We start from the raw sequence: 17497 nt of genomic DNA, 5'->3' as shown, positions 1-17497 counted from the left end.
ATGTTCCTTGTGTTAAACGGCTTTAAGGTTTAATGACAGGCCCTGACCGACGCCGACGCACATTGTGACCAATGCGTTGCCGGCCTGCCGATCGCGTAATTCCAGCGCCGCCGACAGCACCAGGCGCGCGCCGGACATTCCCAGCGGATGGCCGAGCGCGATGGCGCCGCCGTTTGGGTTGACGCGCGCGTCGCCGGCGTCGATGCGCCAGTGTTTCAGCGCCGCCAGAACCTGCGCGGCGAAGGCTTCGTTAATCTCGATGATGTCGAAGTCGTTCAAGGTGAACCCGCCGCGCTGCAGTAAGCGCTCGGTGGAGGCGATCGGCCCCAGCCCCATCAGCGCCGGCGCGACGCCGGCGGCCGCGCTGTCGCCGATCTCCGCCAGCGGTTGCCAGCCCTGGCGTTTCACGTAGCGTCCGGAGGCCAGCAGCAGCGCGGCGGCGCCGTCATTGATGCCGGAAGCGTTGCCGGCGGTGACCGAACCGCCGGCGGCGAAAGCCGGTTTCAGCGCCTGCAACTGCTGCAGCGTGCTGAGCCGGGGGAATTCGTCCTGTGCGAATATACGGGTGGTTTTACGATCCGCCGGCACATCCACGGGCGTGATTTCCCGCGCCAATCGACCACTGTCGATCGCCCGGCGGGCTTTTTGCTGCGAGCCCAACGCGAACAGATCCTGTTCCTCGCGTGAGATACCCTGCTGTTGGGCCACGTTTTCCGCCGTGATGCCCAGCGGATCGCTGCCGTAGCGTTCCGCCAGGCGTGGGTTGACAAAGCGCCATCCCAGCGTGGTGTCGTACAGCTTTACCCCCTTGTCGAACGGCGTTTCGCCCTTGCTCAGCACATAGGGCGCGCGGCTCATGCTTTCCACGCCGCCGGCCAGAATCAGTTCGCTGAGGCCGCTGCGGATTTTCGCCGCGGCGTAGATCACCGCATCCAACCCGGAGGCGCAAAGGCGGTTGAGGGTGATGGCCGGCACCGACTGATCCAACCCGGAAAGCAGCGTCGCCATGCGGGCGACGTTGCGGTTGTCTTCGCCGGACTGGTTGGCGCAGCCCAGCACCACTTCATCCAGATCCTGCTGCGCCGCCGGATGGCGCTGAAGCAGGCTGCGAATAATCGTCGCCGCCATATCATCGGGGCGGGTATGCGCCAGGCTGCCGCCATAGGCGCCGATCGCCGTGCGCGTGCCGTCGATCAGATAAACACCGTCATCTTTAATGCTCATCATGGATCCTTAAGGCGTGGTGGTCAGCGCCGGTTGGGCGGCGTGCAGAAGGGTGTAATGCGGCGCATAGCGCGCCGCGTGCAGCAATTGCGCCAGGTTGCTCAGCGTCGTCCTGACATTTTCCTCCCCGAGGCGAGTGAGCCAGCCGAAAATACCGTCGGCGTAGTTCACGCCGGCGACGGCGGCGACATCAATGTCTTCCCGGCTGCAGACGCCGCTTTCCACCATGATCACCGACTCGTTGATCAGGCTGCTGAGCACGCGGGCGACGATCAAGGCCGGGGAATCCTTGATAAATTCCACCTGCGGGATCGCGGTGTGCAGCAGGCGTAAAAACAGCGCCTTATTGGCCGCAGAGGCATGGCGGCTATGTGCCGCCACCAGGTACGCCGTATCGCCGTAGTTCAGGGCGACATCGACGACAAAGGCGTCCGCCGCGGTCTGTTCGGCAAGCTGGTTTGCCGTGCGGCCATCGGTAACGCTGACGGTGAAAGCGTCATTGACCTGAATGGCGGCGCCCAGGTCCGGTAATGTCGGCCGTTGTTCCACGCGCAGCCGCGGCCATTGCAGGGCGGCCCGCTGCTGTAGCAGGGTAAAGAGAGGATGTTCACCGTAAATGCGTAGCGTCTCGACCTCCGCATCGACGGCGGCCGCAAGCGGCGGGGGAGATTCTTCGGTGGAAAAATAGGAGCGGCCGTTCTTTTTGCCCAACAGACCGGCATCGACCAGCGAGCGCTGCAGATGGCCCGGGGTATAGCGCGGATCGTACTGCATGTCCTGCCAAATTTGCCGGCTGACCTGATAGTTGATGTCCTGACCGATAAAATCGGTCAGCTCGAGCGGCCCCATGCGAAAGTGTCCGCCGGCTTTGAGGGCGCGGTCGATCTGCGGCGCACGCGCCACGTGTTCTTCCAACAGGCGGAACCCTTCCAGATAGTAGGGGCGGGCCATACGGTTGACGATAAATCCCGGCGTGGCCTGACAGACGACATCGCGTTTCCCCAACGCCGCCACCAGTTGACGGCAACGTGCGGTGGTGACCTGTGCGGTAAAATAGGCCGGAATGATTTCAATCAGCTTCATCAGCGGCGCGGGGTTGAAAAAGTGCAAACCGATAAAGCGTTCGCTGTGCGTCACCGCCGTCGCCAGCTTATTAAGCGACAGTGAGGAGGTATTGGTGGCGATCAGCGTGTCGGACTTGACCGTCGCGGCGATGGCCGCCAGCACCTCGAGTTTGGCTTGCTCATGCTCTGCGATGGTTTCGATCACCAGATCGCTGTCGGCGATGGCCCCAAATTCCGCGGAGAACGTCAGATTAGCCAGCACCGCGTCTTTGTCCTGCAGCGCGAGCTTGCCCTGTTCCACCTTTTTGTTCAGGTCTTGCACGATAGCGTCGCGAGCTTGATTGAGGGTATTGCCGTTGCGATTATAAAGCACCGTACGAATGCTTTTTTGCGCCAAAAGATAAGCGATGCCTCTGCCCATCGTTCCCGCGCCGATAATCGCAGCCGATTGAATTGCCGCATTACTTTCTGCCATAGAAAATCCCCGTCACTGTATGCCATGCGAAATTCGCAAATGCTTATTATCTCTTTGGATTTACGGCGGCACCGGGTGCCTGTGAGGAAAGTAATTGGCGGTGTCTTGGCTGTCTAACGGTAGAAATGACAGGTTTACCTGCAGACGGGGTTATGCTATTCGCGTAGTTTTGCGGCTCAGCCCAATAAAAAGGCTTATTCTGAGGGAAATAAACCGGGGAATAGCTTTTTTCGTTATAGCGTTCGTATTTTTTATTATATGAAACGGCTATTGGCGCCGGGCGGCGATATCCTATAGTGAGTCTGACCTATCGATAAATCGACATCGCTATTTGGAGAACCTGCGTTATGGATACCCGCACTCAACGGCTCATGGCGGAGGTGATTGGCAGTTTGACCGATCGCGAACGTTTTCTGACCCAACTGGGGCGCTGCGTCGAGGCGCTGGGTTTTGATTATTTCTCCTACATCGTTTTTTCCTGTTATCCGGCGAGCCGGCCAAAAATGCGGGTTGAAGGAACGTTTCCGGCGCGCTATCTCGAGGATTATCGGCGGCAGCGGGCGTATTTGCAGGATCCTGTCATCGAGCGAGCCCACCATTCCACGCTGCAATTCCAGTGGGACGAAAGTTTTTATCACGAGCGGCCGGCGCTTTGGCAGCGCATGTCGCAGTTTGGTCTGCACACCGGGTGGTCGCAATCGGTCAAGGATTGCTATGGTCGCCTGGGGATCCTGACTTTTGCCGGCAAGGCGCTGCCGCAGCAAACGCCGCAGGCCGGCGCGGTGAATGAACTCTTTTTCCTTTGGCTGGCGCAAACCGCCCACAAAACGCTGCGTGAAGCGTTGATATCGGTGAACGACGAAGCGATAAAAGATGTACTGACGCTGCGCGAGAAAGATATCTTGCGCTGGTGCAGCGAAGGCAAAACGGCGGAAGAGATCGCGCTGCTGATGGGGGTGAGTGAACGTACGATCAATTTTCATATCGGTAACTCGATTAAAAAACTTTCGGTCGCCAATAAGACCGCAGCCACCGCCAAAGCCGTTTATTTACAGCTGATTTAATTGCGAGAAATAAATAATTAATCGCCTATCAGTTAGCGGCGCGATGTTTATATTTTGTTAAATTAAGCATTGTCCTTATCAGTATTTACCTCCGATCACAAAAGCGTGATAAAGCGGTTCACCGCGCCCGTGCGCGGCAGTACTCTGTAGGCACCCGGTTTACATAGAAAGGATGTGATATGTACAAGACTATTTTAGTGCCGATAGATATTGAAGAGGATCTGTTGACCGAGCATGCGCTGAAGCATGTGGAATATTTGGCGAAGATGTCCGGCGCTAAAGTGCATTTTTTCCATGCGCTGCCGGATGCCTCGGCTTTTGTTACTGCCTATTCGTTCGGTCTCAAGGAGTTTGAGAATCAGGCGGAAGTGAAGGCGGTGGAGAAGCTGAAGAAAATCATGTCGGAAATCGATCTGCCGTTAGATCGCCTCAATTACACCGTCAGCTTTGGCTCTGCGCGCGATCAGGCGCTGGAACTGGCGGAAGAGATCGACGCCGATCTGATCATCATCGGTTCGCGTCGCCCGAGCGTGAAAACTTATCTGTTGGGCTCCAACGCCGCCGCCATCGTTCGCCATGCCAATATATCGGTGATGGTGGTTCGATAATCCTCCTTTAAGTCCGCCGTTTTCATGCGCGTCTGCGGTCGCCGGTCGGCCGCAGAACGCAGGCTGCTTTATTGCCATCTCAGCCTGAGCTGCTACGATTTTAGCTGACGTTTTTTATGCCGACCGGGCCAGCGGCCTTGCGCATATTCTTTATTTCAGCCAGAAGAGGGGCAGCCATGCCATTAGAAGTCGATGGGATCATCAGAGGCGATCGAGGCAGTGAACCGAGCCATTGGCAACATACGCCAACCAAACCGCTTGTCACGCTGACCTGGCATCACACCATCCCCTGGAACTGTTTACGTAATGTCTGGAATGGTCTGGTGGCTGGCGAGCACTGGAACGCGCTCGACGAGTTTATGAATCTGATCGGTGTGCCTAACCGCGCCGAGGTGCTCAAACAGATCAAGAATGAAAATCTGCAGGATCGCGATGGGTTACATACCCTGGTGACCTGGCAAGGCTGGAATATCGTCGAGGGGCCGGGTAACGAATATCGCGCGCAGGGTGACGATCCCGGTGAAAATTTCGACGACTGGTCCGGCAAAGGCATGAGCACGAATCAGCAAGCGACGCTGCAGCAGGTCAAAGTGTTGTATCAGGTGATGGCGCCGCTGGGAAGCCGCGCGCTGGACGCCGCCAGACAGGCGCCGAACATTACTGCGGAAGAAGCGAGCGTCTTGCAACGAACGATTAAACAGACCCGCCCAACGTTGCGCGGAAAGGAACCGATCCGGTGGCAAGAGGGCATGTGGCACAAAGTGCAACCTGGTAAAGAGGCGAAACATTTCGCCCAATGGGACAGCAAACCCGTATGGCGCAAGCGCCTGCACAGCGACTTGGCTCAGGCAGGCTAAACTTCGCCCCGCGCCGGATTGGCGGCGCGGGGGCATCAATTCGGCGCTAATCACACAGCGCCGCTATCTCGTCGTACAGCGTCCTGGGGATTTCCACGCCGTATTGTTCGCTGTGGCGTCGTTGCCGATAGCGCCGCTCGCCGGGAATGCGTGCGCCTTGCGCTTGCATGTCGGCAAACATCGCCTCCGCGCTGGCGAAATACCGCTCCTTATCCGCGCCGAGAAAACGCTCGGGATCCAACGCGATGATCAGTTCACCGCCGTAGGGCGATGAACCCGTGCCGTCGTCATAGGCCAGCGACTCTTTGCTGGTCATGTCGCCGATCAGCGGCCCAGCCAACAATTCAACCATGGCCGCCAGCGCCGAGCCTTTATGGCCGCCGAAAGTCAGCATCGCGCCCTCCAACACGCTGGCGGCGTCGGTGGAGGGGTTGCCTGCCTTATCAATGCCCCAGCCTTCCGGCAGCGGGATGCCGGCGCGGCGATGCAATTCGATTTCGCCGCGCGCCGCCGCGCTGGTGGCCATGTCGAACAAAAACGGCGGCCGAGCCGGGCGCGGCCAGCCGAAGGCGATGGGATTGGTGCCGAATAGCGGGCGTGAACCGCCGGCCGGCGTCACCCAGGCGTGGCTGGGCGTGCAGGCTAAGGCCACTAAACCCTGTTCGGTCAGCGGTTCGATGTCGGCCCACAGCGCGGAGAAATGCACGCAGTGGTTGATCGCCAGGGCGGCGATGCCGTTGGCGCGCACCTTATCGATAAAGGCCGGCAGAGCGGTGCGGTAGGCGAGCAGGGAAAAGGCGCCGCCGGCATCGGCGCGCAAGATGGCCGGCGCCTGGTCGAAGAGCCTGGGTTTCGCATCGGCAGAGACTTTGCCCGCCCGTAATGAGCGGACGCAGCCCAACAGCCGGTACAACCCGTGCGAAGCACAGCCGTCGCGCTCGCCCTGAATGACATTTTGCGCCACTGTCTCGGCATGCGCCTGATTGAAGCCGTTGCAGCGCAGTGCGCGTAGCGCCAGTTGATAAGCGTGTTCCAGCGACAAAACGTGCATGGTTGTCATTTCGATGTCCTCCCTGGGTCATTCTTCTTCATCGCCGATAAAATTGGCCTGGGGTAAACAGGTATAGGCGCCCCAGTAGTAAATCGCCAGCGCAATCACCGCCATGGTGAGGGTGTCCCACGGATGAGCAATAGCGCCGATGCCGCCGAAACTGCTGAGGTAGGAAAGCGCGATCGTCAGCGCATAGAAGACGATTAGCCACAGCGAGGACCAAATTTGCTGCCTGAGGCTAACGGCGTGGGTCGGCACCTGATTCTTGAACAGGATGTAGATGAAGAACATCAGTATCTGCAAGCCGAGCAGCCAGGAGACGGTGTCCCAGCCGGACCAGAAGACGATCAGCGCCGAAATGATAAATGACAGCGGGCCGAGCACGCAGAAACCACGCACCCGGAACGGACGCGGCATATCGGGCGCATTGCGCCGCAGCCCGGCGGCGGTGACGGGGGCGATGGCGTAACTCAGCACCAGCGCGGCGGACACCACGCCGATCAGCTTTTCCCACGATGGGAACGGCAGCGTCCAGAAGACCGAGAGGGCGAAGGTGAGCCACAACGCCGGGCGCGGGATACCGGATTTACCATCCACCCGGGTGAACAGTTTGAAGAAGGTGCCGGCGCGCGCCCACCCGTAGATCACGCGAGGCGTAGCGTTCATGTAGATGTTGCCGGTGCCGCTGGGCGAAACGATCGCGTCGCTGACCACCAGAAACGCCAGCCATCCCATGCCGAGCGTGATGGCGATATCGCGGAAAGGCAGGGAAAACTGTTGGCTGATGCCGGCCCAGCCACCGCTCAGCATCTCGCTGGGGATACTGCCGAGAAACGCTATCTGCAGCAGCACATAGATGATGGTGGACAGCACTACCGACAGGATCAGCGCGATGGGAATGGTGCGCTGCGGTTTTTGCACCTCGCTGGCGACCGAAATGATCGGCGTCAGGCCGAGGTAGGCGAAGATGATGCCGCCGGCGGAAATGGCGGCTTCAACCCCGGCGGAGCCGAAGGGGGCAAAGCCCTGGCTGTGCAGGTTTTCCGGTTTGAAAAAGCTGAACAGCACCACGATCACCAACAGCGGCACCAGAAACTTCAGCACGCTGATGAGATTATTGGATTTGGCGAAGGTTTTGACGCTGTAGTAGTTGAGCGCGAAGAAAAAGCACAGCAGCGCCAACTGCACCAGCCAGCCGAGCGCTGTCGGATCGCCGGAACCCGGCTGGCTGAGGAGCGGGAACCAGGCGGCGGCGTACTGACGGGCGGCGACGACCTCGATAGCGATCAGGCTGGAGAAGGCGATCAGCGTGATAAACCCCAGCAGATAGCCCATCAATTCGCCGTGCGAGAACACCGGATAGCGAATGATGCCGCCGGCGCGCGGCAGGGCGGCGCCCAGCTCGCAGTAGACGATGCCCAGCAGCAGCACCGCCAGGCCGCCGATCAGCCAGGAATAGATGCCGGCGGGGCCGGCGATGGAGGAGACATGGCTGGCGGCGAACAGCCAGCCTGAGCCGAATATGGCGCCCAGACCGATGAACGTCAGATCGGTGAGCGTAAGCTGCTTCTTGAATTTGCCTTGGGTTGTCATGGTATTACCCTTTTGTTATTGAGTGGCAGGCAGATGCGGCCGGGCTAATGTTGGGCAGGTGAAACTATGGGATCTCGGGTGTAAACGCCGTTCACCAGCCGCAGCAGGTTGAGCGGGTTGGCGTCCTGCAGCGGCGGCGGCAGCAGCGCCGCCGGGGTGTTTTGCAGGCAGACCGGCCGCAGGAAACGCTCGATGGCCAGCGTGCCTACCGAGGTGCCGCGTGCGTCGCTGGTCGCCGGATAAGGGCCCCCGTGCACCATGGCGTCGCACACCTCTACCCCGGTTGGATACCCGTTGAACAGCACCCGGCCGGCTTTGCGCGTCAGCAATGCCGTCAGCCCGGCGGCCATATCGAGATCGCCGTCTTCCGCCAGCAGCGTGACGGTCAGCTGGCCTTGCAACGCCGCCAGCGCCGCATGCAGCTGCGCTTCGTTATCTACCGTCACCAGCACGCTGGCCGGGCCGAAGACCTCTGTTTGCAGCAGCGGATCGGCCTGCAGCAGCAATGTTTCCTCCGCCTGATAAAGCTGCGCCGCTGCTCGGTGAGGCAGAATCTCGCGCTCCCCCGCCAGATGCCGTATGTGCGGATGGGCATCGAGCGCGGCCAGCCCGCGCCGGTAGTGTTCGAGCGTGCCGGCATTCAGCATCGGCTGTGGGGGGGCGGCGTCGACCAATGCGCTCATCGTCGCGGCCAACCGTTCGAAGGCGACGCCGCGCAGCGCGACGATCACGCCGGGCTTGGTGCAAAACTGGCCACAGCCGAGCGTGAAGGAGGAGACCAGTTCCTGCGCGATGTGCTGCCCGCGCCGAGCCAACGCCTGCGGCAGGATCACGACCGGGTTAATGCTCGACATCTCGGCGAAGACCGGGATCGGCTGGGGACGCTGCGCGGCCAGATCGAACAGCGCCCGGCCGCCTTGCAGTGAGCCGGTAAACCCCACGGCCTGAATCGCCGGATGCTGCACCAGCTCGGCTCCCACACGGTTGCCGAAGATCATGTTGAAGACGCCGGCGGGCATGCCCATACGTTCCCTTGCGCGCTCGATCGCCTGAGCGGTCAGCTCGGCGGTGATCATATGGCCGCTGTGTGCCTTGAACACGACCGGGCAGCCGGCGGCGAGCGCGGCGGCGGTATCACCGCCCGCGGTGGAAAACGCCAGCGGAAAGTTGCTGGCGCCGAACACCGCCACCGGACCGAGCGCCGTGCGATATTGACGCAGATCGGGACGCGGCAGAGGAGAACGCAGCGGCAACGCGCAGTCGATGCGCACGCCCTCGACGTCGCCGCGTCGCAGCAGCGTGGCGAACAGCCGCATCTGGCCGCTGGTTCTGGCGCGTTCGCCGCTTAATCGCGCCGGCGGCAGAGCGGTTTCCTGCATGGCGAAGGCGAAGAAGGTCTCATCCAACGCGTCCAGCTCCTCGGCGATGGCGTCGAGAAAACTCGCGCGTTGTTCGGCGCTGCATTGCGAATAGGGATCAAAGGCCGCCGCGGCGGCTTCGGCGGCGGCGGCGGTTTCTGCCGCCGTAGCCTGGTGGAAGCGGTAGCCGGTCGGCTGACCGTCGTCGGCGCGCAGGCTGAGCAGCGCCGCTTCTCCCGTAGCACGGCGCTGGCCGCCGATAAATTGTTGGCCGCTGATGGCGGCATCGCGAGCGTTGGGCATGGGTCCCCCCGGTAGAGAAAGTGCGACGCCCGGCGTGGCCGGGCGGTGAAGGCGTTACAGGCCGACGTTCGGTAGCGCGGGACGAGTGGCCAGCGCTTTATCGATCACGGCGTTGATTTCGGAGAGCGTTTCCCCCTGCAGCGCCAGACGCGGCGGGCGAGTGACGGCGCTGCCGCGGCCGACCCGCTGTTCGCACAGCTTGATGCATTGCACCAGATCGGGGCGGGCATCGAGATGCAGCAGCGGCATGAACCAGCTGTACAGCGCCAGCGCTTCCTCATAGCGTTTTTCCTTCGCCAAACGGAACAGGGTTTCCCCTTCGCGCGGGAAAGCGTTGGACATGCCAGAGATCCAGCCTTGCGCGCCGACGGCGATGCTCTCCAGCACCACATCATCCAACCCGGCGAACAGTACGAAGCGATCGCCGACTTCGTTGCGCAGATCGATAAAGCGGCGGGTGTCGCCCGACGAGTCTTTGAAACACACGATGTTCTCGCAGTCGACCAGTGAGGTCAGGATGTCGGGCGTGACGTCATTTTTGTAAATGGGAGGGTTGTTGTAGACCATGATCGGCAGATCGGTAGCGCCGGCGACGCTGCGAAAGTGCGCGGCGGTTTCGTGCGGCTTGGCGGAGTAGACCAGCGCCGGCATCACCATAATGCCGTCGACGCCGGCCTTTTGCGCTTCACGCGCCATGTTTTGCGCGAAGGCGGTGGTGAATTCGGCGATGCCGGCGATCACCGGCACTTGGCCGTCGGCGGCGTCCTTTGCCACTTCGATCACCGCCAGCTTTTCCTGTACCGTCATCGAGGTGTTTTCACCGACGGTGCCGCAGACGACCAGGCCGGAGACGCCGTCGCGCACCAGGTTTTTGATCACCGTATGCGTGGCGTCGAGGTCCAGAGAAAAATCGTTGCGGAACTGGGTCGTCACCGCCGGGAATACGCCGCTCCAGCTTAGGGTTTTATGGCTCATCGTGTTTGTCCTGTCGTCCGAAAGTGTTAATAAAAAGTGAATCTTTGGTGAGGCTCACCGACAGATTGACCGGTATTGCACAGGGAGGCTTGACGCTTTTCGCCGATTGCTGCGACGAAATTGGCACAATGGCGCCGGAAAGCGGGCATGCAGAAATCGGGCGCCGGTGCGCCATAAAGAATGCTTTTAATGCGGTAAATCAGCGAATTAAGCGGAAAGCGTCAGGCGGAAATCGCGCGGTGTGGAACCGGTCATGGCTTTGAACTGACGGCTGAAGGCGCTGTGATCGGTATAGCCGCACTGCAGCGCGATGTCGGTGATCGGCAGCTCGCCCGCCAGCAGTTCCGTGGCCTTTTCCAGCCGCACTTTGTGGATCATCTGGCGCGGAGTGAGGTGGAAGATACGTTTGCAGTAGCGTTCTATCTGCGCCACCGATAACCCGGTCAACGCCGTCAGCTCCTCGAGCGCGATCGGCCGGGCGTAGTGGCGGCGGATGTATACGTCGATCGCGGCCAGCCGTTGGTAAGCCGGATGATTGGCTTTGGCCTCTTGCAGATCGTGTGAAATGCCCGCCATTCCGATGATTTTTCCCTGCGCGTCGTACAGCGCCAGCTTTTGCGTCAGGCACCAGCCGGTTTCACGGCCGTTGTACAGGTGCATTTCCAGCTGATCCTGGATCAGCACGCCGTGGCGCAATACCCGCAGATCTTGCTCGGTGTAGCCTGATCCGAGCTGCGCGGGGAAAACGTCGGCGGACGTCTTGCCCAGCAGCGGCGCGACGGTCTTGAAGCCGCAGCGCCTGGCCAGCGTCAGGTTGGCCAACAGGTAGCGCGCCTGGGCGTCTTTGATAAAGAACACCACATTGGGAATCGCGTTCAGCAACGGCGCGATCAGCGCCAGCGTATTGAGCAGATCGCGCAGGTTGTTCGGACGCTGCTGCGCCAGCCCGTCGCACAGGCGCGACAAATGTTCGACGGCGAAAACGTCCTCCTGATCCGGCAGCTCCACCAGGGCAGGCGGTGAGGGAGAAATCTGATGTTGATGGTCTGAAATGGATCGCATAGCAGTCCCTTTTCGGTCGTTAGCCGGAAAAACAGGCGGCCAGGTTGGCGCTTTCGCATCAATATTAACTTTTTTGTAACGAATCAAGCGCTATTTCCGGCTGGCTACCAAATATGCGGATCGCCGCATACTTTTGCCGGACGGCGCGCGCCGGTTGCTTGAAAACTGCGGTATTTCTCGCTACGCGGTGGTCTAGCATGAAAGTAACGTAATGATAAATAAGTTATTGTTATGTTTGCGTTAAACGTATGCCCGTGATGGGCCAGGCTAGCCTGTCCTCATTGTGCTGATTTCTTCATTCGCCACGCCGAAACGCATCAAGCCGTCATGCGCGCATTCGTTCAGGCTAACGCCATTGGTAACATCTCATTAACCCTGGAGACGCCGATGGCACTTTCTGCGCATATCACCGCTTTGCGGGCGATCGATTCTCATACCGGCGGGGAGCCGACCCGGCTGATCGTCGAAGGCTTCCCCGACCTTGGCGAAGGCAGCATGGCGGAACGGCGGGCGCATTTCGCGCAACATTATGACGATTGGCGCTGCGCGGTGATGCTCGAACCCCGCGGCAATGACGTGTTGGTGGGGGCGTTGCTGTGTCGGCCTTGTTCGCCGCAGGCTACCGCCGGGGTGATCTTTTTCAACAACACCGGCTATCTGGGCATGTGCGGCCACGGCACTATCGGGCTGATTGCTTCGTTGGCGCATCTCGGGCGCATCCGCGCCGGGCGTCATCTGATCGAGACCCCGGTCGGCCCGGTGAACGCCACGCTGCATGATGACGGCAGCGTTACCGTAGAGAACGTGGCGGCTTATCGTTATCGCCACCAGGTGCGAGTTGAGGTGGCCGGTTACGGCCCGGTGACGGGGGACATTGCTTGGGGGGGAAACTGGTTTTTTCTCATCGGCGAGTCGCCGTTGACCATCGATAAACACAATCTGGAGGCGCTGACCGCGTTCACCTGGGCGGTCCGGCAGGCGCTTGAACAGGCGGGCATTCGTGGCGAAGACGGCGGGGCGATCGACCATATCGAGCTGTTCGGTGACGATCCGCAGGCCGACAGCCGCAGCTTCGTGCTGTGCCCCGGCAAAGCCTACGATCGATCGCCGTGCGGCACCGGCACCAGCGCCAAGCTGGCGTGTCTGGCGGCGGACGGCAAACTGGCGCCCGATATGCACTGGCGCCAGGCCAGCGTCATCGGCAGCGAATTCCAGGCTTATTACCGCTGGAACGGCGAGCGCATCACCCCCTTTATTCGTGGGCAGGCTTATGTATGCGCCGATAGCCAACTGCTGCTCGACGAACGCGATCCTTTTGTCTGGGGCATACGCTGATGGGCGGCGGACGGGGAGTTGATGCCATCGTGGTGGGTGCCGGCATCATCGGCGCCGCCTGCGCCTGGCGGTTGGCGAGGGAGGGGTACCGCGTCTCGGTGGTGGACGACTGTCGCGCTGGCGCCACCGCCGCCGGCATGGGGCACCTGGTATGCATGGACGACAACCCGGCCGAGCTGGCGTTGAGCGCTTATTCGCTGCGGTTATGGCGTGAAGTGACGGGCCGGATGCCGCAAGCCTGCGCCTGGCGCGGCTGCGGAACGCTGTGGTTGGCGGAGCAAGCGAATGAAATGGCCATCGCCGAACAAAAGCGGGCGCGGCTGGCGGAGCAGGGCGTGGCGGCGGAACTGCTGACGGCGGAGCAGGTTGCCGCCATGGAGCCGATGCTGCGGCAGGGGCTCGCTGGTGGGCTGCGGGTGCCGGGCGACGGCATTTTGTATGCGCCGCAGGCGGCGCGTTGGCTGTTGGCCGACGCTGGCGTGGCGATCGATGTGGTGCAGGGTGAAGCGATCGCGCTGGACGAGGCGGCTGTGCGGTTGGCGGACGGCAGAGAGCTGGCGGCGCCGGTGGTCGTCTTGGCCTGCGGCCTGCGGGCCAATGATTTGTTATCGCAGCCGTTGCTGCGTGCCAAGAAGGGCCACCTGGCGATCACCGATCGTTATCCGCCGCGGGTGCGGCATCAGTTGGTGGAGCTGGGGTATGGCGCCAGCGCGCATGCCAGCGACGGCGCTTCCGTGGCGTTCAATGTGCAGGCGCGGCCCACCGGGCAATGGCTGATCGGTTCTTCCCGCCAGTTCGATTCCGTCGATTCGTCATTGGATATGCCGCTGCTGGCGGCGATGCTCATGCGCGCGCAGCATTTCTTGCCCACACTGGCGCAGCTGAACATCATTCGCTGTTGGACCGGGCTGCGCGCCGCCTCTGCCGATGGATTGCCGCTGTTGGGCGCACATCCGCGGCATACCTGGTTGTGGTTGGCGTTGGGGCACGAGGGGCTGGGCGTCACGACCGCCCTCGGCAGCGCCGCGCTGCTTGCTGCGCAGATCGGCCGGCAGGCGCCGGAGATTGATGATTCCCCGTATTTGGCGGCGCGGGCGTTTGCCGCCGAGGAGTTGTCCGTATGAAAGAGAGGCAAAACACGCTCGCGTTGAGCATCGATGGCAAACCCTACCGGGTGCCGGTTGGCATCAGCGTTGCCGCGGCGCTCAGTTTGTGCGGCGGGGATCATTGCCGGTTGTCGATTTCACGCCAGCCGCGCGCACCATTTTGCGGCATGGGCGTTTGTCAGGAGTGCCGGGTAACCATTAACGGTCTGCGCCGCCTGGCGTGCCAGACGTTGTGCCAATCCGGCATGCGGATTGAGAGGAGCGATGATGAGTGACTTCGATTGCGAGGTGCTGATCGTCGGCGCCGGGCCGGCCGGCATGGCGGCAGCGCTGGCGGCGGCGGAAAACGAGGGGCAGATACGGGTGATCGATGATAATCCGCACCCCGGTGGGCAAATCTGGCGTGATGGGCCGCAGGTGGCTTTGCCTGAAGCGGCGAGACGATATCGGCAGGCGATGGCGGCGCGGGAAAATATTGTGCTGCACTCCGGCTGCAAGCTGGTGGCGCAGTGTGGCGCTAACCGATTGGCGTATGAAGACGCCGAAGGCTGCGGCGTGATTCGCTATCAAAAGCTGATTCTATGCAATGGCGCCCGTGAGCTGCTGCTGCCGTTTCCTGGCTGGACGTTGCCGGGAGTGAGCGGCGCCGGTGGTCTACAGGCGCAAATCAAGCAGGGGCTGGCGATCCGCGGTGAGCGGGTGGTGATAGCCGGCAGCGGTCCGTTGCTGTTGGCGGTGGCGAAAAGTGTGAAACAGGCCGGTGGCGAGGTCGTGCTGGTCGCGGAACAGGCGGCGCTGCGGCGATTGGCGGCATTCGCCGGCGGCCTGTGGCGTTGGCCGCCCAAGCTGCGTCAGTCGTTTTCTCTGATTCAGCCTCATTACCGTGCCGATAGCCGAGTATTGGCGGCATTGGGGCAAGAGCGCTTGACGTCAGTGCGCGTCGGCAACGGCGGGCGGGAAAGTACGGTGGCCTGCGACAGGCTGGCCTGCGGCTTCGGTTTGGTGGCGAATATTGAACTGGCGATGCTGCTGGGATGCCGGATCGCATACGACGCCGTCGCGGTGGATTATTGGCAGCAAACCAGCCAGGCGCAAATTTATGCCGCCGGGGAGTGTACCGGTATCGGCGGCAGTGAACTGGCGCTCACCACCGGCGCCATCGCCGGTTATGCCGCCACCGGGCAAAAGGCAAAAGCCGAATCCCTGACGGCGCAGCGGCGGCGATGGCGGTGTTTCGCCACGTCGACAGCGGCCGCTTTTGCGCTTGATGAACGCATGAGTTATCTGGCCAAACCGCAGACGCTGCTGTGCCGCTGCGAAGACGTCACGCTGGAACAGGTATGCCATCAACCTGACTGGAACACGGCCAAGCTGAGCAGCCGCTGTGGTATGGGAGCCTGTCAGGGCAAGGTTTGCGCGACGGCGGCGCGGCACCTGTTGGGGTGGCCTTTGCCGCCGCCACGCGTCCCTTTAACGCCGGTGCGGACGGAAACGCTGGTTGCTCTGGGAAGGCATTGCAGCGACGACGATAATTGATGGGGCATCGCGGCAGTGGCGTTTCAGTCCAAATCGATTTCGCTGCATCACCACTGCGGCCAATAGTAGGTTTTCTCTCGCCAGCCCTTGCCGTACATACAAGCCTCGATGGTGGCGTTTCGGGCTGACTGATTGCGATCGGTCTGTACCGTTTTGATCGACGGCTCTTTGTCATAGCGATATCCCGATGGACAATCTTTCTTATTCTTCTCGCAAGGGATGTATTTGTTTTCGTAGCTGAACTCTACGTCCCGCACGACGTCTGGCGGGAAGCGATCGTAGCCCCGACTGCGGCATTCGGCATATTCGGCATTTCGGGTGCTCTCAACTGCGCCGGGTCTTTCCCATTGGGTACAGGCAGTCATCATCAATAACGGTAAAACAATCAAACAACGGTAATTCTTCATGGTGTCCCTAACTCTTCCTCTATCCTGGTGATCACTGACTAGGAATCTTCCCAACCAGCGATGCGAAAAAGTGTAATCAACTGACGGCACAATTGGAAATGATAATGGTTATTGTTTAGGGGTGGTTGAGGCAACGGCACCCTGAAATGCGCCGTCGGCGATAGGGGAGAGGCTTACAAGGGGCTGATCTGACGATGAGAGTGTGTGGGCAGAGCGATTTTATATCTTTTCTCTTTTTGCTGCATGGCCTGGTCATTATCTCAGCGTTATGAGAGGGAAGAACAGTATGCAAGCTAAGTGTTTTCTTATCCTGTTTAAATGGAATTTTGAATTAAGATATTTACCCATGGCCAAGTTTTAATGCACGGTATTAATGCTCTATTTTTTTATTTCTGTTTTTTTATTGTGCCTTTATTTTCGGAATTCTTCCATTAAATACTTTTTAGTTACAGGGAATTCATTTGCATTTTAAATTTGGATTTTTTAAATTCAGCTCAGATGAGGGATAACCGTTAGCGACAGGTTCAAAAAAGGAGTTTATTTTGTCTGGGATAAAGAAAACGCCTGAAAGCCATGGCGGTTTGCCTTCACCATCAGGGGATTATGATAATTTTAAGCACCTTTCCGATGTTGGCACCGTGTTGGGATATGGGCGAACTCGCTTTTATCAGTGGTGCCGCGGACGCGGATTTCTAACGCCGATGAATGTTCCTTCGCATGAAATGCTCAGTCTGGGATATATGGTGGCAGTGCTGTCAGAGACCGGTCATACCCGGGTTTACGTCACGCCGGATGGCTTCAGCTACGTCAGTGACGCGTTTGCGGCAGATATCCAACGCGGCATGGTAAAGTTTTAAATTTGTAAAAATCGCCTTTATTTCAAGGTCTTTAATACAGAATCTTCTTATCCGGAAAGACGCGCAGGGCGATAAGTGGGAAGTTATCCGATTTTTTCGTCTTTGCGACATGAAGGCTACTGACAGCAGCTATTCTCTTGTTACGATAAGCATTATTTTTTTCAGGAGCCAAGGATGAAGCATTACGCCGCGTTGTTGTTCGCCTCTGCACTGTTGACGGGATGTGCGACCCAAGCCGTACCACCGCAACAGGCTGAATTACCGCCCCCAAGCCGTCTGATGCTTTATCAGAATATCCCGGATACGCCATACGCCACGGTGGTGGTGGTGCGCGACAGTGGAATGCTGGCGGGTAGCTGCCGCACCGGCGTTTATGTGAATGGGGAGTTCGCCGCTTCGCTGGGCGCGAAAGAAAAAGCGGAGTTTCGCGTGCCGCCGGGCAATACTTCGGTGAGCATCGGGCAAGATATGATAGAGAACTCTCTGTGTATTTGGCGAGATACCAGCGGCAGCGTGCCGATGACGCTGCGCGCCGGTGAAAGCCGCTATCTGCGTATCGCCGGCGATCGGCAGAGAGGCTTCGTTTTGCAGGCAGGGCGGCCGTAACCGCCCAGGCAAGGGC

Annotated in this window: 17 protein-coding genes; 9 read left to right on the top strand and 8 right to left on the bottom strand. The window is 60.1% G+C overall.

Annotated elements, in window-relative coordinates; all coding sequences use genetic code 11:
* Nucleotides 1-12: 12 nt before the first annotated feature.
* Both J0X03_RS14815 and J0X03_RS14810 read right to left on the bottom strand, forming a co-directional pair.
* Entirely contained in the window at nucleotides 13-1224 is a 1212-nt protein-coding gene (locus tag J0X03_RS14815; RefSeq protein WP_089191485.1) for an acetyl-CoA C-acyltransferase, read from the bottom strand.
* 9 nt (nucleotides 1225-1233) lie between these two features.
* Nucleotides 1234-2763, bottom strand: a complete 1530-nt coding sequence (locus tag J0X03_RS14810) for a 3-hydroxyacyl-CoA dehydrogenase NAD-binding domain-containing protein (protein ID WP_160204164.1) — start codon at nucleotides 2761-2763, stop codon at nucleotides 1234-1236.
* A 347-nt stretch (nucleotides 2764-3110) separates the two neighbouring features.
* Here J0X03_RS14810 and J0X03_RS14805 point away from each other — a divergent pair, with 347 nt between their 5' ends.
* The 3 genes from J0X03_RS14805 (at nucleotide 3111) to J0X03_RS14795 (ending at nucleotide 5292) form a co-directional block, all read left to right on the top strand.
* On the top strand, nucleotides 3111-3827 hold the full coding sequence (locus J0X03_RS14805) for an autoinducer binding domain-containing protein (protein WP_047024917.1): 717 nt from the start codon (nucleotides 3111-3113) through the stop codon (nucleotides 3825-3827).
* Between the two features lie 179 nt (nucleotides 3828-4006).
* On the top strand, nucleotides 4007-4435 hold the full coding sequence (locus J0X03_RS14800; protein ID WP_033642623.1) for a universal stress protein: 429 nt from the start codon (nucleotides 4007-4009) through the stop codon (nucleotides 4433-4435).
* A 176-nt stretch (nucleotides 4436-4611) separates the two neighbouring features.
* Complete coding sequence (locus J0X03_RS14795; RefSeq protein WP_047572003.1) at nucleotides 4612-5292, top strand: hypothetical protein; 681 nt, start codon at nucleotides 4612-4614, stop codon at nucleotides 5290-5292.
* 46 nt (nucleotides 5293-5338) lie between these two features.
* On the opposite strand, the gene J0X03_RS14790 is transcribed toward J0X03_RS14795, so the two are convergent.
* The 5 genes from J0X03_RS14790 to J0X03_RS14770 all read right to left on the bottom strand — a co-directional run bounded on the left by J0X03_RS14790 (nucleotide 5339) and on the right by J0X03_RS14770 (nucleotide 11634).
* The gene (locus J0X03_RS14790; protein ID WP_160204165.1) at nucleotides 5339-6352 is read right to left on the bottom strand and encodes an Ldh family oxidoreductase; all 1014 of its coding nucleotides are present in this window, start codon (nucleotides 6350-6352) and stop codon (nucleotides 5339-5341) included.
* Between the two features lie 18 nt (nucleotides 6353-6370).
* Nucleotides 6371-7936 (bottom strand): APC family permease, encoded by a 1566-nt coding sequence (locus J0X03_RS14785; protein WP_047571999.1) that lies wholly within the window; start codon nucleotides 7934-7936, stop codon nucleotides 6371-6373.
* Nucleotides 7937-7980: 44 nt separating this feature from the next.
* Complete coding sequence (locus J0X03_RS14780; protein ID WP_047571998.1) at nucleotides 7981-9597, bottom strand: aldehyde dehydrogenase (NADP(+)); 1617 nt, start codon at nucleotides 9595-9597, stop codon at nucleotides 7981-7983.
* A gap of 54 nt (nucleotides 9598-9651) precedes the next feature.
* Complete coding sequence (locus tag J0X03_RS14775) at nucleotides 9652-10572, bottom strand: dihydrodipicolinate synthase family protein (protein ID WP_069100856.1); 921 nt, start codon at nucleotides 10570-10572, stop codon at nucleotides 9652-9654.
* A gap of 207 nt (nucleotides 10573-10779) precedes the next feature.
* On the bottom strand, nucleotides 10780-11634 hold the full coding sequence (locus J0X03_RS14770) for an AraC family transcriptional regulator (RefSeq protein WP_033642629.1): 855 nt from the start codon (nucleotides 11632-11634) through the stop codon (nucleotides 10780-10782).
* A gap of 387 nt (nucleotides 11635-12021) precedes the next feature.
* Between J0X03_RS14770 and J0X03_RS14765 the strand changes: the two genes are divergently transcribed.
* Genes J0X03_RS14765 through J0X03_RS14750 form a run of 4 tightly spaced genes read left to right on the top strand, consistent with a single transcriptional unit; the run spans nucleotide 12022 to nucleotide 15611 of the window.
* Entirely contained in the window at nucleotides 12022-12969 is a 948-nt protein-coding gene (locus J0X03_RS14765; protein ID WP_033642630.1) for a 4-hydroxyproline epimerase, read from the top strand.
* Nucleotides 12969-14093 (top strand): NAD(P)/FAD-dependent oxidoreductase, encoded by a 1125-nt coding sequence (locus J0X03_RS14760; RefSeq protein WP_033642631.1) that lies wholly within the window; start codon nucleotides 12969-12971, stop codon nucleotides 14091-14093. The genes J0X03_RS14765 and J0X03_RS14760 overlap by 1 nt, the downstream gene beginning before the upstream one ends.
* Nucleotides 14090-14350 (top strand): (2Fe-2S)-binding protein, encoded by a 261-nt coding sequence (locus J0X03_RS14755; RefSeq protein ID WP_033642632.1) that lies wholly within the window; start codon nucleotides 14090-14092, stop codon nucleotides 14348-14350. The genes J0X03_RS14760 and J0X03_RS14755 overlap by 4 nt, the downstream gene beginning before the upstream one ends.
* The gene (locus tag J0X03_RS14750) at nucleotides 14343-15611 is read left to right on the top strand and encodes an FAD-dependent oxidoreductase (RefSeq protein ID WP_160204166.1); all 1269 of its coding nucleotides are present in this window, start codon (nucleotides 14343-14345) and stop codon (nucleotides 15609-15611) included. Before J0X03_RS14755 ends, J0X03_RS14750 begins: the two co-directional genes overlap by 8 nt.
* Before the next feature lie 47 nt (nucleotides 15612-15658).
* On the opposite strand, the gene J0X03_RS14745 is transcribed toward J0X03_RS14750, so the two are convergent.
* Entirely contained in the window at nucleotides 15659-16018 is a 360-nt protein-coding gene (locus J0X03_RS14745) for a hypothetical protein (RefSeq protein WP_033642634.1), read from the bottom strand.
* 542 nt (nucleotides 16019-16560) lie between these two features.
* Here J0X03_RS14745 and J0X03_RS14740 point away from each other — a divergent pair.
* Nucleotides 16561-16875, top strand: coding sequence for a hypothetical protein (locus J0X03_RS14740; RefSeq protein ID WP_033642635.1), 315 nt, complete (start codon nucleotides 16561-16563; stop codon nucleotides 16873-16875).
* 174 nt (nucleotides 16876-17049) lie between these two features.
* Nucleotides 17050-17481: a hypothetical protein gene (locus tag J0X03_RS14735; protein ID WP_033642636.1), complete on the top strand. Its 432-nt coding sequence runs from the start codon at nucleotides 17050-17052 to the stop codon at nucleotides 17479-17481.
* Nucleotides 17482-17497: the final 16 nt, after the last annotated feature.

Origin of the sequence: Serratia ureilytica, from assembly GCF_017309605.1 — a bacterium.
Taxonomy (GTDB): Bacteria; Pseudomonadota; Gammaproteobacteria; order Enterobacterales; family Enterobacteriaceae; genus Serratia; species Serratia ureilytica.
This window is presented reverse-complemented; position numbering and strand designations above follow the sequence as displayed.